The sequence below is a fragment of the Streptomyces globisporus C-1027 genome (assembly GCF_000261345.2).
Taxonomy (GTDB): domain Bacteria; phylum Actinomycetota; class Actinomycetes; order Streptomycetales; family Streptomycetaceae; genus Streptomyces; species Streptomyces pakalii.
In genome coordinates this window covers 4,300,593-4,315,261 of record NZ_CP013738.1, presented here as the reverse complement: position 1 = coordinate 4,315,261, position 14,669 = coordinate 4,300,593, and the positions used below count along the sequence as shown (strand labels likewise).

15 protein-coding genes are annotated in these 14,669 nt (G+C 72.1%); 4 read left to right on the top strand and 11 right to left on the bottom strand.

The genetic code is table 11. The features are described 5' to 3' along the window. Window positions 1–47: 47 nt before the first annotated feature. Complete coding sequence (locus WQO_RS18910) at window positions 48–974, top strand: SURF1 family protein (protein ID WP_010056598.1); 927 nt, start codon at window positions 48–50, stop codon at window positions 972–974. Here WQO_RS18910 and WQO_RS18905 read toward each other — a convergent pair. The 8 genes from WQO_RS18905 to WQO_RS18870 form a co-directional block, all read right to left on the bottom strand. After that, window positions 944–2,530, bottom strand: a complete 1,587-nt coding sequence (locus WQO_RS18905; protein WP_010056600.1) for a hypothetical protein — start codon at window positions 2,528–2,530, stop codon at window positions 944–946. The two genes, WQO_RS18910 and WQO_RS18905, sit on opposite strands and share 31 nt — an antisense overlap. Beyond that, a complete protein-coding gene (locus WQO_RS18900) occupies window positions 2,527–3,102 on the bottom strand; it encodes a SigE family RNA polymerase sigma factor (RefSeq protein ID WP_029181920.1) in 576 nt (191 codons plus the stop codon). The genes WQO_RS18905 and WQO_RS18900 overlap by 4 nt, the downstream gene beginning before the upstream one ends. A gap of 362 nt (window positions 3,103–3,464) precedes the next feature. Beyond that, window positions 3,465–4,535 carry an aspartate-semialdehyde dehydrogenase gene (locus WQO_RS18895; RefSeq protein ID WP_010056602.1) on the bottom strand — a complete coding sequence of 357 codons (1,071 nt, stop codon included), beginning with the start codon at window positions 4,533–4,535 and terminating at the stop codon, window positions 3,465–3,467. Beyond that, window positions 4,532–5,803 carry an aspartate kinase gene (locus WQO_RS18890; protein ID WP_010056603.1) on the bottom strand — a complete coding sequence of 424 codons (1,272 nt, stop codon included), beginning with the start codon at window positions 5,801–5,803 and terminating at the stop codon, window positions 4,532–4,534. The genes WQO_RS18895 and WQO_RS18890 overlap by 4 nt, the downstream gene beginning before the upstream one ends. Window positions 5,804–6,074: 271 nt before the next feature. Continuing rightward, entirely contained in the window at window positions 6,075–6,269 is a 195-nt protein-coding gene (locus WQO_RS36855; protein ID WP_010056604.1) for a hypothetical protein, read from the bottom strand. Between the two features lie 206 nt (window positions 6,270–6,475). Continuing rightward, window positions 6,476–7,135 carry a DUF5063 domain-containing protein gene (locus tag WQO_RS18880; RefSeq protein WP_010056605.1) on the bottom strand — a complete coding sequence of 220 codons (660 nt, stop codon included), beginning with the start codon at window positions 7,133–7,135 and terminating at the stop codon, window positions 6,476–6,478. 107 nt (window positions 7,136–7,242) lie between these two features. Next, window positions 7,243–7,842, bottom strand: coding sequence for a recombination mediator RecR (gene recR / locus WQO_RS18875; protein WP_010056607.1), 600 nt, complete (start codon window positions 7,840–7,842; stop codon window positions 7,243–7,245). Window positions 7,843–7,981: 139 nt separating this feature from the next. Beyond that, on the bottom strand, window positions 7,982–8,326 hold the full coding sequence (locus tag WQO_RS18870; RefSeq protein WP_029181921.1) for a YbaB/EbfC family nucleoid-associated protein: 345 nt from the start codon (window positions 8,324–8,326) through the stop codon (window positions 7,982–7,984). A gap of 309 nt (window positions 8,327–8,635) precedes the next feature. Between WQO_RS18870 and WQO_RS18865 the strand changes: the two genes are divergently transcribed. Further along, on the top strand, window positions 8,636–9,472 hold the full coding sequence (locus tag WQO_RS18865; RefSeq protein WP_029181922.1) for an SLATT domain-containing protein: 837 nt from the start codon (window positions 8,636–8,638) through the stop codon (window positions 9,470–9,472). 148 nt (window positions 9,473–9,620) lie between these two features. On the opposite strand, the gene WQO_RS18860 is transcribed toward WQO_RS18865, so the two are convergent. The 3 genes from WQO_RS18860 to WQO_RS18850 form a co-directional block, all read right to left on the bottom strand. Further along, entirely contained in the window at window positions 9,621–10,271 is a 651-nt protein-coding gene (locus WQO_RS18860; RefSeq protein WP_010056613.1) for a hypothetical protein, read from the bottom strand. A 60-nt stretch (window positions 10,272–10,331) separates the two neighbouring features. After that, window positions 10,332–11,120 carry a GntR family transcriptional regulator gene (locus WQO_RS18855; RefSeq protein WP_029181923.1) on the bottom strand — a complete coding sequence of 263 codons (789 nt, stop codon included), beginning with the start codon at window positions 11,118–11,120 and terminating at the stop codon, window positions 10,332–10,334. A gap of 218 nt (window positions 11,121–11,338) precedes the next feature. Beyond that, complete coding sequence (locus WQO_RS18850; protein ID WP_029181924.1) at window positions 11,339–12,721, bottom strand: aspartate aminotransferase family protein; 1,383 nt, start codon at window positions 12,719–12,721, stop codon at window positions 11,339–11,341. A 169-nt stretch (window positions 12,722–12,890) separates the two neighbouring features. Here WQO_RS18850 and WQO_RS18845 point away from each other — a divergent pair, with 169 nt between their 5' ends. Together WQO_RS18845 and WQO_RS18840 are read left to right on the top strand one after the other, a co-directional pair. Beyond that, complete coding sequence (locus WQO_RS18845) at window positions 12,891–13,514, top strand: DJ-1/PfpI family protein (protein ID WP_010056616.1); 624 nt, start codon at window positions 12,891–12,893, stop codon at window positions 13,512–13,514. Further along, window positions 13,507–14,004, top strand: a complete 498-nt coding sequence (locus WQO_RS18840) for a MarR family winged helix-turn-helix transcriptional regulator (RefSeq protein WP_010056617.1) — start codon at window positions 13,507–13,509, stop codon at window positions 14,002–14,004. The genes WQO_RS18845 and WQO_RS18840 overlap by 8 nt, the downstream gene beginning before the upstream one ends. Window positions 14,005–14,669: the final 665 nt, after the last annotated feature.

Here is a 14,669-nt window from a genome sequence, read left to right as displayed (position 1 = left end):
CGGACCCCGCCCCGGGTGCCCGGGGCGGGGAACCGTACCTTTGAGGGGTGTACCGGTTCCTGCTGACCCCACGGTGGTGGGGGATCAACCTCTTCGTCGTGCTGGCCATCCCGTTCTGCGTGTTCATGGGCACCTGGCAGCTCGGCCGCTTCGAGGACCGCGTCCAGTCGCACGAACAGGCGGAGAAGGCCCCCGATCCGAGCACCCGGGCCGCCAAACCCCTGGACGCGCTGCTGCCCGTCGACAAGGTGACGTCCGGCCGCCCCGCCACCGCCACCGGGACGTACGCCGACCAGTTCCTGGTGCCCGGCCGGAAGCTGGACGACCGTCAGGGCTTCTACGTCCTGAACATGCTCCGGACCGACAGCGGCAAGGCCCTGCCGGTGGTACGGGGCTGGCTGCCCGGGTCCGCGACCGACGCCCGGGTCCCCGCCGCGCCGAAGGGCGAGGTCACGGTGACCGGCGACCTCCAGGCCTCCGAGAACACCCACAGCGACGGCGTGAACGTCCGCGGCGGCCTCCCCTCGGGCCAGGTCGGCATGATCAGCGCGGCGACCCTGGTGAACCTCGTCCCCTACGACGTGTACGACGCCTGGGTGACGCTTCCCGAGGCCGAGGCGGGCGGTACGGGCGGCGCGATGAAGCCGGTACCGGCCGCGGCCCCGGAGGGCAGCGGCCTCGATCTGAAGGCCTTCCAGAACCTCGGCTACACGGGCGAGTGGTTCGTCTTCGCCGCGTTCGTGCTCTTCATGTGGTTCCGGCTGGTGCGGCGCGAGGCCGAGGCCGAGCGGGACATCGCGCTCGGTCTCGTACCGGAGGAACCCGCTGCTCCGGCGGCTGCTGACGCCTCGGAGGGCGCCGGTCCGGCCGCGGAGACCGCCGAGGCCCCGGAAACCGCGGAGGGCGCCCCGAAGGACGCCCCCGAGGATCCGTCGTCGCCGGACTACGACGTGGCGAGCACGCCCGTCCGGTAGATCGTGCCCGAGCAGGCGTTGGGGATCTCCGTCTGCGCGGTGGGCGCTCCCGACTCCGGGGTGTGCGTCACGGCGACGCTGCCCTCGGCCGTGGTCCCGCCGTCCTCGTACAGCGACTGGGGGTCCACGCCTGACTGGTTCTCGGAGCCTCCGCCGACCGGTCCTCCGGCGCCGTCCGCCGACGGGATCGGGGTCGGCGAGGGGCCCGTGGTCGGACAGGTGTCGGTCGGCACCCAGGCGAACCGCACCTCGTACGCCATGGCCGGCTTCAGCAGCACCGTGCCCGGCTCCTGGGACGGGTCGGGCAGGCCGGGGGCCGCGTCGCCCGCCGCGTGCTGGACCACGACGATCTTCTGCGAGTCGGCGGCGCCGAGGGCGGTGAAGCCCACGGTGCCGTTGCTGCTGACCGTGCAGTCGGTGCCGGACACGTTGGCGATCCTGAAGCTGCCGTAGACCGTGCCGTCGGCCCCCGGCGCGTCGGTGCTCGCGGACGCGACGCCGAGCTGGCCGGGGTCGCAGACGGGCAGGGACGCGTAGTCCACGCTCGGGGTGTCGGGCTTCTCCCCCGCCACCGCCCCGTCCGGGTCGCTTCCCTCGCCCCGGGAGGGGCTGGGGTCCGGGGCCGCCTCGCCCTCGCCGCCCTCGCTCTCGCGCTCGGCCGGCACCTCGGACCGCCGGCCCGGCTCCTCGGGTCCGGGCTCCTCGCCGTTGCCGCCCTGGGCCTGCTCACCGTGTCCGGCGATGGCGGGGTTGGCGGTGGACGAGCCGTCCGAGGTCGCGACGTGGACGAAGGCGGGGACGGCGGTGCCGATGAGCAGGGCCGCCGCGGCCGCCCCGACGACGGCCTGCCGCCGCCGGGCCCGGCGGGCGGGGACGGCGCGGTGGAGGTGGTCGAGGGTCCCCTCGGAGGGGGTGATGTCGCGGACCGCGCCGTGCAGCATGCGGCGCAGGGCCACCTCGTCCAGCTCGCCGGGCCGGTCGGCGGCGGGGCCGCGTCGGCCTTCGGCGAAGAGATCGGTCAGGGTGGCGAGGAAGTCGTCGTCGGACGCTGCGGGGATGTCGGCGGGGCCGTCACCGGGGGCGGTGGCGGCGGCGGTCTCCGTACGGGTGTCGTCGCCGGAATCCGTGACCGCGTCCTCGGCGGTGTCCGTACGGGTGTCCTCGCCGGAATCCGTGACCGCATCCTCGGCGGCCTCCGCACGGGCGTCCGTGCCGCTCTCCGTACCCGCGTCGTCAGCGGCCTCCGCACGGGCGTCGGCGCCGGTCCCGGTACGGGCGTCCGCGTCCCCGTCCGCCGGGGCCTCCGCGGCCGGGCCCACCGGGGTCTCGGCGCCCGGGTCCCGCTCGTCGGGGTCCTCGACGGATTCGCCGTCCACGCTCGCGGGCGGCGCCGGTTCCGGGGGTCCGCTCTCTCCGGGGCCCGCGCTCTCGCTCCGCGGTCGGTCCGGATCGGTGTGCGGAGTCTTCTCCGGCCCGTGGTTCACAATTCCGTTTCCCGTCGGGTCGTTCTCGTGCCTGTGCTCAGGGATCTCGGGGTGCTGGTCGGACCCGCTCATGCCTGGGCCTCCATCACCACACGCAGCGCCGCGATGCCCCGCGAACCGTACGCCTTCACCGAGCCCAGCGAGACGCCCAGCGTCTCGGCGACCTGGGCCTCCGTCATGTCCGCGAAGTAGCGCAGGACCAGCACCTCGCGCTGGCGTCGCTGGAGCCCCTTCATGGCCTTGATCAGCGCGTCCCGCTCCAGCTGGTCGTACGCGCCCTCCTCCGCGCTCGCCATGTCCGGCATCGGCTTGGAGAGCAGCTTCAGCCCGAGAATGCGGCGGCGCAGCGCGGAGCGCGAGAGGTTGACGACCGTCTGCCGGAGGTAGGCGAGGGTCTTCTCGGGCTCACGGACGCGGTTGCGCGCGGAGTGCACCCGGATGAACGCCTCCTGCACCACGTCCTCGCAGGACGCGGTGTCGTCCAGCAGCAGGGCCGCGAGGCCGAGCAGGGAGCGGTAGTGGGCGCGATAGGTCTCGGTGAGATGGTCGACCGTGGTTCCTGCTGCCACCGTCTCTTCAGCACCCCCGCGCTGCGAGGGCAGCGAGGCCGGGCGCGCAGCGGGCATGGGCGCGATCACCGGCATGCCGCCGGGCGCGCGGGGCCGCCGGAGCGGGCGCACCGAAGCGCCTCGCAACGGGCCCACCACTGTGATGTCGAGAACCTCTGCCACGCCTGTTGGACACGCTGCCCCCCGTCAGGGTTGTACGCGGACCGCGCCACGTTCGACGCTGTGCGACATACCCTCATACGTACCTGCTCTTCCCCAAATGCCCCGTTACGGCGTCCGGCCACGCACAAAGTGACGGCATAGACGCAACCCGACCGAGGCGCGGTTGCAGATGGCCGGGAGATCATCGTCGGACATGACAACGTCCCAGCTCAAGAGGTTCAGACCAGCGAATTCCTCATAGGGCGTTCACAGATCCTACAAAACAGATTCGATCATCATCGAGGGAATTCGGCGGCGACCGATTCGGCGATCTGCGCCACGTTCAAAGCCGCACCTTTTCGGAGATTATCCCCGCAAAGGAACATTTCCAGGGCATGCGGATCGTCCATCGACCGCCGGACGCGGCCCACCCAGGTGGGGTCCGTGCCGACCACGTCGGACGGGGTGGGGAAGTCCCCGGCGGCCGGGTTGTCGAACAGGACCACGCCGGGGGCGGTCGCCAGGATCTCGTGCGCCTTGCCGACCGCGACCTCGTTCTCGAAGCGGGCGTGGACGGACATCGAGTGGGTGGCGACGACGGGGACGTACACGCAGGTCGCGGTGGTCTTCAGGTCCGGCATGCCGAGCACCTTGCGGCACTCCTCGCGCAGGAGGATCTCCTCGGAGGACCAGCCGTCCCCGGCGTCCGTACCGGCCCAGGGCACGACGTTCAGGGCGATGGGCGCGGCGAACGGGCCGGCCGCCGTGGATGCCTCGTCGCCCAGGGCCCGGCGTACGTCTCCGGGCTGGGTGCCCAGCTCCGTACCGGCGACCAGGGCGAGCTGTTCGCGGAGGGCGGCGACGCCGTCGCGGCCCGCATCGCTGACGGCCTGGTAGGAGGAGACGATCAGCTCGCGCAGCCCGAATTCGGCGTGCAGGGCGCCGACCGCGACGATCAGCGACAGCGTGGTGCAGTTCGGGGACGCGACGATGCCGCGCGGCCGGAGCCGTGCGGCATGGGAGTTGATCTCGGGGACGACGAGCGGAACGTCGTCGTCGAGCCGGAAGGCGGAGGACTCGTCGATGACGACGACGCCCTTGGCCGCGGCGATGGGGGCCCAGTGGGCGGACACCTCGTCCGGCACCAGGAAGAGGGCCACGTCGATGCCGTCGAACACGTCCTCGGCGAGCGCGAGGACCTCGGTCTCCTCACCGCGCACGACCAGCTTGCGGCCGGCCGAGCGCGGTGAGGCGACGAGTCTGACCTCGCCCCAGACGTCCGCGTGCTGCGAGAGGATCCGGAGCATGACACCGCCGATCGCCCCGGTCGCACCGACGACCGCGAGCGAAGGGCGGTGTTCCGTCATCGGCCGGTGCCTCCGTAGACCACGGCCTCGTCGGAGTCGCTGTCGAGCCCGAAGGCGGTGTGCACGGCGCGCACGGCCTCGTTGACGTCGTCGGCGCGGGTGACCACCGAGATACGGATCTCGGATGTCGAGATCAGCTCGATGTTGACGCCCGCGTCGGACAGCGCCTCGAAGAATCCGGCGGTGACACCCGGGTTGGTCTTCATACCCGCGCCGACCAGGGAGATCTTGGCGATCTGGTCGTCGTAGCGCAGCGAGTCGAAACCGATGGCGCTCCGGGTCCGCTCCAGGGCGTCGATGGCCTTGCGGCCCTCGGCCTTGGGCAGGGTGAAGGAGATGTCCGTCAGGCCGGTCGTCGCGGCGGAGACGTTCTGCACCACCATGTCGATGTTGACCTCGGCGTCCGCGATGGCACGGAAGATCGCGGCCGCCTCGCCCGGCTTGTCCGGAACGCCGACGACGGTGACCTTGGCCTCCGAGACGTCGTGGGCGACTCCGGAGATGATCGCGTGCTCCACCTTCTGGTCCCCTTGCGGCTCGTTGCTGACCCAGGTGCCGCGCAGTCCGGAGAAGGACGAGCGGACGTGGATCGGGATGTTGTAACGGCGTGCGTACTCGACGCAGCGGTGCAGCAGCACCTTGGAGCCGGACGCGGCCAGCTCCAGCATGTCCTCGAAGGAGATCCAGTCGATCTTCTTCGCCTTCTTCACGACCCGGGGGTCCGCGGTGAAGACGCCGTCGACGTCGGTGTAGATCTCACAGACCTCGGCGTCCAGCGCGGCGGCCAGCGCGACGGCGGTCGTGTCCGACCCGCCGCGGCCGAGGGTGGTGATGTTCTTGCCCTCCTGGCTCACACCCTGGAACCCGGCGACGATGGCGATGTTGCCCTCGTCGATCGAGGTCCGGATGCGGCCCGGGGTGACGTCGATGATGCGCGCTTTGTTGTGGACCGAGTCGGTGATGACACCGGCCTGGCTGCCCGTGAACGACTGGGCCTCGTGGCCCAGGTTCTTGATCGCCATGGCCAGCAGGGCCATGGAGATCCGCTCACCCGCGGTCAGCAGCATGTCGAACTCCCGGCCGGTAGGCATCGGAGACACCTGCTCGGCGAGATCTATCAACTCGTCCGTCGTGTCGCCCATCGCGGACACCACGACAACCACCTGGTTGCCGTTCCTCTTGGCGTCGACGACTCGCTTGGCGACCCGCTTGATGCCCTCGGCATCGGCTACGGAGGAGCCTCCGTACTTCTGCACGACAAGGCCCACGTGCGCTCCTCGCTCAGTCATTACTGCGGTCGGCTCAGTTTAACGAGCAGTCCGGAATCGACCCGTCCATTACCAGATGGTGAGATGTCCCGCTCAGCACCCGGTACGGCGTGTCGCTCCGAACTGCTCGTACGAGGCTGCTGCCCAGCCCGGCCGTCGAGCACTCCCGTTTGTGTCCCAGCCCACACGATCGGACACGGACCGGCCAGCCGGGAGGGTCAGTCGGCGTACCCCGCCGGCCGTCGGACCGCTCGCCCGCGCGGACCCGTGTTCAGCCCGCCGTCAGCGTCGCCGCGTCGAGGACCTGGGTGTTCTGCGCGGCCGCGACGCGCCAGACCCCGTCGTCCTTGGCGAGCACGTAGGTCGGCGTGCCCGGGACCGCCTCGGGGTGGGCGGCCATGAGCGCGGCGGGGTCCTCCTGGCCGAGGAAGATCTCGTCCAGGTACGCACCTCCGGCGCGGCTCACCGGGCGCTGGCACACCGGCGACGAACGCGACGATGGCGTCGACGTCCTCCTGCGGGGCCGGGACGCCGATGACGGTGGGCGCGGGTACGGCGGGGGTCGCGGCGCTCATGGGAGTCTCCTTGCGGGATGCGGCCGTCGGGTTCGGCCGTTCATCCCGGAGCCTCTTCCCTCAACCGCGGTTGAGGTCAAGGAGCCTTCCGCGGGTCCTACTTCACCGGCCGCAGCCCCAGCGGCCCCGCGATCTCCTGGAGCATCACGCGGCCCGCCTCCTCGGCGAGGTTCTCCTCGCCCGGGTCCTGGTCGGTGTCCAGGCCGTCCAGCTCCGCCAGGGGCTGGCCGAGGCGGATGTGGGCGACCAGGGACTGGAGGGCGCGGAGGGTGGCGGAGGCGGTGGAGCCCCAGTTGGAGAAGTACGAGAACTGCCACCACCACAGCGCCTCGGCGGTGCGGCCCGCCTCGTAGTGCGCGAGACCGTGGCCGAGGTCGGTCACCAGGTCGGCCAGGTCGTCGGAGATGCGGTGCGGGACCGGGGCCTTGCGGGGCTCGTAGGGGTCGAAGACCTCGGAGTAGACGTCGATCGGCTCCAGCAGCGCCGCGAACCGCTCGCGCAGACCGTCCGCGTCCGGCTCCGCGCCGAGGTCCGGCTCGTACCGCTCGTCGGGCAGGACGTCCTCGTACGCGCCGAGGCGGCCGCCCGCCAGCAGGAGCTGCGAGACCTGGAGGAGCAGGACCGGGACCGCCTCCTCCGGCTCCTCGACCTTGGAGACCTCGGCGACCGCGACGATGAACGTCTTGATCTGGTCCGCGATCTGGACGGCGAAGTCGCCCGGGTCCTGCGTGACGGAGTTCAGCGTGGCGTCAGACATCGAGGGGACCTCCCGTGGGCGCGGTCACAGACGGCGGAGCGGACGGCGGTACGTGCAGGAGCGCGGGCCCGGACCGGGGGCGTACGGCGGGGGTGTCGGAGCCGGTGTCAGACATCCAGCAACCGCCTTCCCTCGAAGGCACGGCCCAGGGTGACCTCGTCGGCGTACTCCAGGTCGCCGCCGACCGGCAGACCGCTGGCCAGCCGGGTCACCTTCAGGCCCATCGGCTTGACCATCCGCGCCAGGTACGTCGCGGTGGCCTCGCCCTCCAGGTTGGGGTCGGTCGCGAGGATCAGCTCCGTGATGGAGCCGTCCGCGAGCCGCGCGAGCAGCTCGCGGATCCGCAGGTCGTCCGGGCCGACGCCCTCGATGGGGCTGATCGCCCCGCCCAGCACGTGGTACCGGCCCCGGAACTCACGCGTCCGCTCGATCGCCACGACGTCCTTGGGCTCCTCGACCACGCAGATGACGCTCGGATCGCGGCGCGCGTCCCGGCAGATCCCGCACTGCTCCTGCTGCGCGACATTGCCGCACACCTCGCAGAACCGGACCTTGTCCTTGACCTCCAGGAGGGCGTGGGCGAGCCGGCGTACGTCGGTGGGCTCGGCCTGCAGGATGTGGAAGGCGATCCGCTGCGCGCTCTTGGGACCGACGCCGGGCAGCCTGCCCAGTTCGTCGATGAGGTCCTGAACAACGCCTTCGTACAACGGAACGCCTCTCTTCGCTTCCTGCTCCGTACCGTAGTGGGTACGGGTCGGTACCAGTAGGCCCCGCGGGCCTGCGGTGCCTCAAGGCCCTGCGGACTTCACGGCCCTGCGGAACCTCAAGGCCCTGTGGCCCGCCGGGTCAGAACGGCAGACCCGGGATGCCGCCCCCGCCGCCCAGGCCCTGCGCCAGCGGGCCGAGCTTCTCCTGCTGGAGCGTCTGCGCGTTCTCGTTGGCCGCCTGGACGGCCGCGACGACGAGATCCGCCAGCGTCTCGGTGTCCTCCGGGTCCACCGCCTTCGGGTCGATCACCAGGGCGCGCAGCTCGCCGGAACCGGTCACGGTGGCCCTCACGAGACCGCCGCCCGCCTGTCCCTCGACCTCGGTCCTGGCCAGTTCCTCCTGGGCCGCGGCGAGATCCTGCTGCATCTTCTGGGCCTGCTGGAGCAACTGCTGCATGTTGGGCTGGCCACCACCGGGAATCACGGTCACTCCTGGCATTTCGACGACAGATGTTTCGGTAAGCCGAGCCTACGTGCTCCCCGGTCACCGCGCTCCACCCACCGGGGACTAACTCTTTCGAGTGAGATCTCGGAATCGGCGTGAGTGCTCCTATACCTGACCAGGGGCCCTGCCCAGGCGGGAATCCCGCGATTTCGACCCCGCGGCCCACCATTCGGCGGTAGGAAGGGCACGCGCATCGGCACACGAGCGTGCATGTGCGGTGACGAAGAGTTACCTCCTAGCTTTCCCCACGCGTCCGTCCCGTCCGTCAGAGTGCAGAGGAGTGCCCCGGTGAGTCAGCCGGAGATGCAGCCCGAGGGGCCGCCCCGCAAGGAGTCCGATGCGGGATCCGGTGAGAACGGAGCTGAGCATTCCGCTACGGGAGTCCCGGTCGAGGGGCGTGCCGGTGGGCGCTCCGGCGGCCGTGCCGGGTGGCCGACCGGCGGGCGCGATCTGACCGGGCGCCCGTTCCCCCTCGGCGACTGGGGCGAGCCGGCCGAGCGGCTCGACGAGCTCTACCGCTGGGTCGAGACCGGCGCCCTGGACACCGCGGACTGGTATCTGCACGACCGGGTCTGGAAGCGCCGGGCGGCCCGGGCCCTGCGGATGGGCACGGCCGCCGGGGTGGTCGCCGGGGCGGCCCTCCCGCTGCTCGATCTGACCGGTGCGCTGAGCGGATCGGCGGGCTGGGGCTATCTGTCGCTGCTGCTGGGGGCCGCGTGCATGGCCTGCGACCGGTATTTCGGCCTCACCTCCGGGTGGATAAGGAACCTGGCCACGGCCCAGGCCGTGCAGCGGCGGCTCCAGGTGCTCCAGTTCGACTGGGCCTCGGAGTGCGTACGGGAGATGCTCGGGCCGACCGAGGGCACGGCCAGCGAGGCGACCGAGCGGTGCCTGGGGGTGCTGCGGAGGTTCTCCGAGGACGTCACGGAGCTGGTGCGGTCGGAGACGGCGGACTGGATGGTGGAGTTCCGGGCGGGGCCCGCGCCGATGGGGATGCAGGCGCTGGCGGCGGGGAGTGCGGGGCGGGGGGAGCCGGGGGTGGCGCCGGGGCGGTTCTCGATGCCGTCGGTCGCGGCGCGGCCGAACATGCCGCGGCAGCGGCCGCCGGAGTCGCCGCCGCGGTGAGATTTTTCGGGCCGCCCAGGGTGACGCTTCGGGGGCGCTGCCCCGGACCCCCGGTCCTCAATCGCCGGACGGGCTGGTTCTGGCGCCCCGGTCCGTGAGGCGCGGGAGCGGGGTGGGTGCGGCGCCCCGGTCCGTGGAAGTGCGGGGGCTAGCTGAAGATGATCATTGAGCCCTGGGCCAGGCTCCGGGTCGCCGCCGCGTGCAGGCCCAGCCAGACGTGGCGTTCGCGGGCGAAGGGGCTGTCGTCGTAGGGGATCGGGTGCGCCGGCTCCTCCAGGGCGGTGGGGCCCGCGGGGGGTTGTGGGGCGGCCGGCGGGTTGGCCGGGTCGATGCCGATGGACGGGGCCACGAACTCCAGCTCCCGCAGCAGCCCGTGCGCGGAGCCGAGGGGGCCGCCGCCCGCCAGGAGGTCGTCGTCGGAGAGCGGGGCCGGGAAGTCCACCGGGACGTACGCCCCGGCGTGGTCGTAGTGCCAGACCAGGTGCGACTGCTGCGCGCCCTGCTCGAACATCTCCAGGAGCTGCTCGTAGTCGCCGTCGAGACCGGCGACCGGGGTGACAGCCAGCCCGCTCAGCTGGAGCAGATAGGCGCGGCGCAGGAAGTGCAGGGCGTCGTAGTCGAAGCCGGCCACGGGGGCGACGTCCCCGGTGAGGCCCGGCATGTAGGCGTAGACCGGCACGGGCGGCAGCCCGGCGTCGTTCAGCGCCTTGTCGTAGACGGCGATCTCTTCGGCGAAGGGGTTGTCGGCGCTGTGGCACAGCACGTCGACGAGGGGGACCAGCCACAGGTCACAGGCCACGAAGTCTCGCTTTCCAACGGGTTCGGGCGATCGTCGGGACAGCGTAATGCGGGGCGAACCTCACGCACAGTGTCCCGGCGACTCCGGGGACTGCGGAGGCATCGCGGAACCGGGTCCCGACGACGGCCCGTCGGCGCGCACCTCCCCGTCCCCCTCCCCGTTCCCTTCCGCGTTCCCTTCCGTCTCCCGCGCCTCCAGGCGGTCCGCCCAGGCGAGCGCGTGTCCGTAGTAGGAGCGCATCTCGGCATGGACCTGCTCGTGGTCGCCGCGGGCGATGGCCTCGACCAGCTCCTCGTGGCCGAACCACAGCACGTTCTCGTCCATGCCGTCGCGGCGCAGCCGGTGCACGGCGAACACCCAGGCCTGGACGCGGAGCCGGGTGAGGAAATCGGCGATGTACGGGTTGAGGACGAACTGCCCCAGCTCCCGCCAGAACCGCAGGTCGTACCCGATCAGGACGTCGAGGTCGCCGCCCTTCGCCGCGCGGACCGCCTCCGCGGCCCGCCGCCGGATCGAGGCGAGCCCCTCGGGCCGGACAGCGACCTCGGCGGGGTTGCGGAAGAGGCCCTCGACGACGAGGGCCCGGGCCTCGGCCATCGCCCGGTAGTCGGCGACGGTGAACTCCCGCACCTGGAAGCCCCGGTGCTGGTCGGAGGCGAGGAGCCCCTGCGCGGAGAGGTCGAAGAGCGCCTCTCGGACGGGCGTCGCGGAGACCCCGTACTGCTCGGCGATCTGCTTGACGGTGAACTCCCGGCCCGGCGGCAGACGTCCCGCGAGCACCTCGTCACGCAGCGCGTCGGCGATCTGCTGGCGCAGGGTATTGCGCGTCACACCTGCGCTCGGACTCATGCCGGCCCCTTCCGTCCGTCCCCGTGCGTACCCGGCGCACCCGTCGTGGTTCGGGTCACCTTAAGCCAGGGCCGCCGCCGTGCCCGATTCCGGGCACGGCGGGGAGACGTACGGGGTCGATTACGTACGGAATCGGCTCGTCCGGTTACTCCGTGTACGGGACGGGAGCGGACACGGGCCGCACCACGCACCCCGGACCGGAAGCGGACGCGGGTCGGCTACCCGCCCTGCACGGTGTACGTGTCGGCCACGGAGAGCGCCACGTCCAGGGCCGCGAGCCCTTCCTTGGCCTCGGCCTCGGAGACGTTGCAGGCGGGGACGGCGTGGGTCCGGTTCATGTTGATGAACGGCCACAGCCCCTGCTTCTTGGCCGCAGCCCCGAAGGCCGCCATCGGCGCGGCGGCCTCACCCGACGCGTTGTACGGGACGAGCGGCTCGCGGGTCTCCCGGTCGCGTACGAGCTCCAGCGCCCAGAACGCGCCGAGGCCGCGCACCTCGCCCACCGAGGGGTGGCGTTCGGCGAGTTCGCGCAGGCCGGGGCCGAGGACGGTCTCGCCGATCCGGGCCGCGTGCTCGACGACCTTCTCGTCCTCCATCACGCCGATGGTGGCGACGGCGGCGGCGCAGGCCAGCGGGTGCCCGGAGTAGGTGAGGCCGCCGGGGTAGGGACGGGTCTCGAAGGTTGCGGCGATCTCGGCGCTGATGGCGACGCCGCCGAGCGGTACGTAACCGGAGTTGACGCCCTTGGCGAAGGTCAGCAGGTCCGGCACGACGTCGAAGTGATCGGCGGCGAACCAGGCGCCGGTACGGCCGAATCCGGCCATGACCTCGTCGAGCACGAAGACGATCCCGTACCGGTCGCAGATCTCGCGGACGCCCGCCAGATAGCCCGGCGGCGGGGTCATGATGCCCGCCGTGCCCGGGACGGTCTCCAGGATGATCGCGGCGATGCTCGACGGCCCCTCGAAGGCGATCGTGTCTTCCAGGTGCTGGAGCGCGCGGGCGCACTCCTCGGCCTCGGTCTTGGCGTAGAACGGCGAACGGTAGAGGAACGGCGCCCAGAACCGGACGACACCCGCGGAGCCGTTGTCGGAGGGCCAGCGGCGCGGGTCCCCGGTGAGGTTGATCGCGGTGGAGGTGGCGCCGTGGTACGAGCGGTAGGCGGAGAGCACCTTCGGACGGCCGGTGTGCAGCCGGGCCATGCGGATGGCGTTCTCGACGGCCTCGGCACCGCCGTTGGTGAAGAAGATCTTGTCCAGGTCGCCCGGAGTGCGCTCGGCGATGAGGCGTGCGGCCTCGGAGCGCGACTCGATCGCGAACGCGGGCGCGAAGGTGGCGAGCTTGCCCGCCTGCTCCTGGATCGCGGCGATCACGGTGGGGTGCTGGTAGCCGATGTTGGTGTAGACGAGCCCGCTGGTGAAGTCGAGGTAGCGGTGGCCGTCGTAGTCCCAGAAGTAGGACCCCTCGGCGCCGGCGACGGCGAGCGGGTCGATGAGGCCCTGGGCGGACCAGGAGTGGAACACGTGCGCGCGGTCCGCGGCCTTCACGGCCGCACCGGCCGCGGGGTCGGCGTACGGGGCATGAGGGGCATGAGGGGTCATGCGGCCGAGCGTAAGCGCTGGTGGGGGGTGGCCTCCATGGCCACCTTGTACGGCCTGGGGCGGATGGTGTCGGCAAGGTGTCGCCTCTCCGCCTGCCCTTCCCCCACCTCCTCATTGACAGCATGCTGTCGACATGACAGCCTTCTGTCATCGAGCCGAGGAGGTCATCATGACCAGCAGCAGCGCCGGAACCGTGCATCTCGCCGTTTACGACACCTTCGCCGACTGGGAGACGGGGTACGCGACCGCGCATCTCACCCAGAACGGCTACACCGTGCGGACCGTGGGGCTCTCCCGGGAGCCGGTGACGACCATGGGCGGCCTGCGCGTCCAGCCCGACCTGGCACTGGACGAACTGCGGCCGCAGGACAGCGCGTTGCTGATCCTGACCGGCGCGGCCGGCTGGGAGACGGGCGAGACGCTGACCCCGTTCGCGCGGGCGGCCCGGACCTTCCTGGACGCGGGGGCGCCGGTCGCGGCGATCTGCGGGGCGACGGCCGGGCTGGCCCGAGAAGGGCTGCTGGACGACCGGGCGCACACGAGCGCGGTCTCCTTCTACCTCGCGGCGACGGGGTACGCGGGCGGCGAGCGGTACGTGGAGGTGGACGCGGTCACGGACCCCGGGGCGGACGGGACCGGGCGCCTGATCACGGCCGGGCCGACGGAGCCGGTGGCGTTCGCGCGGGAGGTGTTCGCGCTGCTCGGGGTGTACGACGCGAAGAAGCTGGACGCGTGGTACCGGCTGTTCCACGACTCGGACGCGAGCGCGTACGAGGTGTTGCAGGGTGAGTAGCGAGGGTGCGGGGCGCGTCCCGTCCGAGCAGGAGTTCCTGAGCCGGGCCGCGCTGACGGTGTTCCGGCTGAACGGGCAGTTCCTGTCGGTGGCCGACGAGTTGGCGCGGCCGGGCGGGCTCACGGCGGCGCGGTGGCAGGTGCTGGGGGCGGTGCTGGTGGAGCCGCTGCCGGTGGCGGGGATCGCCCGGACGATGGGGATCACCCGGCAGAGCGTGCAGCGGATCGCGGACCTGCTGGTCGAGCGGGGGCTCGCGGAGTACACGGAGAACCCGGCCCACCGCCGAGCGAAGCTGTTGCGGACGACGGAGGCGGGGCGCGAAGCGGTGGCCCGGATCGGCCCGCCCCACGCGGAGTTCGCGGCACGGCTGGCGGGTGAGCTGGGGGTGGAGAACCTGGCGGAGACGCTGGCCGCGCTGGCCCGCCTGTCGGAGGCGCTGGACACCTTGTCCGCTGCGGACCGGGGTACTTCCGGCCCGTCCGGCGCTTAGGCCGCGGGCCGGGGTACTTCAAGCCCGTCGGCGCTGAGGCCGCGGACCGGGGCACTTCAAGCCCGTCCGGCGCTCAGGCCACGGGCCGGGGCACTTCAAGCCCGTCCGGCGCTCAGGCCACGGGCCGGGGCACTTCAAGCCCGTCCGGCGCTCAGGCCACGGGCCGGGGCACTTCAAGCCCGTCCGGCGCTCAGGCCACGGACCGGGGCACTTCAAGCCCGTCCGGCGCTCAGGCCACGGGCCGGGGCACTTCAAGCCCGTCCGGCGCTCAGGCCACGGGCCGGGGCACTTCAAGCCCGTCCGGCGCTCAGGCCACGGGCCGGGGCACTTCAAGCCCGTCCGGCGCTCAGGCCACGGGCCGGGGCACTTCAAGCCCGTCCGGCGCTCAGGCCACGGACCGGGGCACTTCAAGCCCGTCCGGCGATTGAGGACGGAACCCTTGATCACACGAGGGCGGTGCGCATGCCGGGGCGGCGCCCCGGAGTACCCGGGACGTTCAGGCCGAGGCCCGACACCCCGACGGTTCCGTCCTCAAACGCCGGACGGGCTGGAAAGGCGGGCGCCGTGCCCGGCGGGAAGGCAAACGCCGGACGGGCCGGGGGTGAACGCCGTCCGCGGCAGGAAGGCAAACGCCGCACGGGCTGGAAAGGCGGGCGCCCTGCCCG

What these genes read in the sequence shown, in the direction of transcription:
- WQO_RS18850 (WP_029181924.1), bottom strand. Translation starts at nt 12,721, where the DNA reads ATGACCCCTCATGCCCCTCATGCCCCGTACGCCGACCCCGCGGCCGGT.
- WQO_RS18905 (WP_010056600.1), bottom strand. Translation starts at nt 2,530, where the DNA reads ATGAGCGGGTCCGACCAGCACCCCGAGATCCCTGAGCACAGGCACGAG.
- WQO_RS18855 (WP_029181923.1), bottom strand. Translation starts at nt 11,120, where the DNA reads ATGAGTCCGAGCGCAGGTGTGACGCGCAATACCCTGCGCCAGCAGATC.
- WQO_RS18880 (WP_010056605.1), bottom strand. Translation starts at nt 7,135, where the DNA reads ATGTCTGACGCCACGCTGAACTCCGTCACGCAGGACCCGGGCGACTTC.
- WQO_RS18900 (WP_029181920.1), bottom strand. Translation starts at nt 3,102, where the DNA reads ATGCCGGTGATCGCGCCCATGCCCGCTGCGCGCCCGGCCTCGCTGCCC.
- WQO_RS18845 (WP_010056616.1), top strand. Translation starts at nt 12,891, where the DNA reads ATGACCAGCAGCAGCGCCGGAACCGTGCATCTCGCCGTTTACGACACC.
- WQO_RS18895 (WP_010056602.1), bottom strand. Translation starts at nt 4,535, where the DNA reads ATGACGGAACACCGCCCTTCGCTCGCGGTCGTCGGTGCGACCGGGGCG.